The sequence below is a fragment of the Arthrobacter sp. AB6 genome (assembly GCF_031844545.1).
GTDB lineage: Bacteria > Actinomycetota > Actinomycetes > Actinomycetales > Micrococcaceae > Arthrobacter.
In genome coordinates this window covers 1-1,363 of record NZ_JAUZVL010000050.1, presented here as the reverse complement: position 1 = coordinate 1,363, position 1,363 = coordinate 1, and the positions used below count along the sequence as shown (strand labels likewise).

Genomic DNA, 1,363 nt, shown 5'->3' with positions numbered 1-1,363 from the left:
CCGGTCTGCCGGGTGGTCAGATCGGAAGTCGGTTGGGGAATTGAACGGCGAAAGCGTTCAATGTCTGGTGCCAGCCTTGGGTGCCGGTTCCGAGCTCGCCGCCGCGGGTGGTTTCGATGTTTCTGATCCCGAGGTAGACCAGTTTGATCGCGGCCTCGTCGGAGGGAAATGAGCCTCTGGTTTTGGTGATTTTCCGCAGCTGGTAGTTGATCGATTCGATCTGGTTCGTGATGTAGATGACTTTCCGGATTTCCGGGGTGAAGGCCAGGAACGGGGTGAAGTCTTCCCAAGCGTTCCGCCAAGCCAGCACCGCCCCGGGAGCCGTGGCCTGCCAGGTTTCCGCGAAGGCCTCCATGGCCAGTTCGGCGGCCTGCACGGTGGGTGCGGTGTAGATCGGGCGCATGTCCCGGGCCATGGCTTTGCGGGCGCCGTAGGAGGCGTATTTCATGGCCGATCGCAGCAGGTGCACGACGCAGGTTTGCACGACGGCCTGGGGGTAGATGCTGTTAACCGCTGCCGGCAGCCCGGTGAGCCCGTCGCAGCACAGGATCAGGATGTCGGCGGCTCCGCGGTTGCGGATTTCGGTGAGCACGTTGGCCCAGAACTTCGCCCCTTCGCTGGTGCCCAGCCACAGGCCCAGGACCTGCTTGCGGCCCTCCACGTCCACGCCCACTGCCACGTGGCAGGCCTTGTTCATCACGACGCCGCCGTCCCTGATTTTCAGCCAGATCGCGTCGATGTAGACGATCGGATACACGGACTCCAGCGGTCGGTTCTGCCACTGGGCGACCTCATCGGCGATCACGTCCGTGACCCTGGAAATCGTCGCCGCGGAGACCTTCGTCCCGTAGATCTCATCGAGGTGGGAGCCGATGTCCCGGGTGCTCATTCCCCGGGCGTAGAGGGACAGGATCATGTCTTCGACCTTGCCCAGCCGGCGGGCCCGCTTGGGCACGATCACCGGTTCGAAGGAGCTGTTCCGGTCCCGGGGCACGGTGACCTGCACCGGCCCCTGAAGGGTCTGCACGCTCTTGGTGCTCTTGCCGTTGCGGGAGTTCCCCGTGCCCTGCCCCGCGGGGTCCCCGGACTCGTAACCGAGGTGGTCGCTCATCTCGGTTTCCAGGGCCCGTTCCAGGACTGCGCGGGTCATCCGTGAGAGGAGTTCCTCAACACCGTTGCGGCCCTCTCCGAGGTCCTCCGCTGCCGTGACGAGCGCGTCGATCTGATCGGCGCTCAAAACGCCTTCAAGGGGGTTGGTGGTCATACTGATTTCGGCCAAGGAGGCCCGTCCTTTCAGGGGTGAAACCGCAGGTCACACCCTAGTTAGAGACCGGACCCTTACACACTCAATGAAACACCCTCA

At 63.8% G+C, this 1,363-nt stretch carries 1 protein-coding gene; it reads right to left on the bottom strand.

Annotation, left to right across the window (positions count from 1 at the left end):
- Positions 1 to 16: 16 nt before the first annotated feature.
- Entirely contained in the window at positions 17 to 1,264 is a 1,248-nt protein-coding gene (locus tag Q9R30_RS19250) for an IS256 family transposase (RefSeq protein ID WP_311218590.1), read from the bottom strand.
- Positions 1,265 to 1,363 lie beyond the last annotated feature (99 nt).

What these genes read in the sequence shown, in the direction of transcription:
- Q9R30_RS19250 (WP_311218590.1), bottom strand. Translation starts at nt 1,264, where the DNA reads ATGACCACCAACCCCCTTGAAGGCGTTTTGAGCGCCGATCAGATCGAC.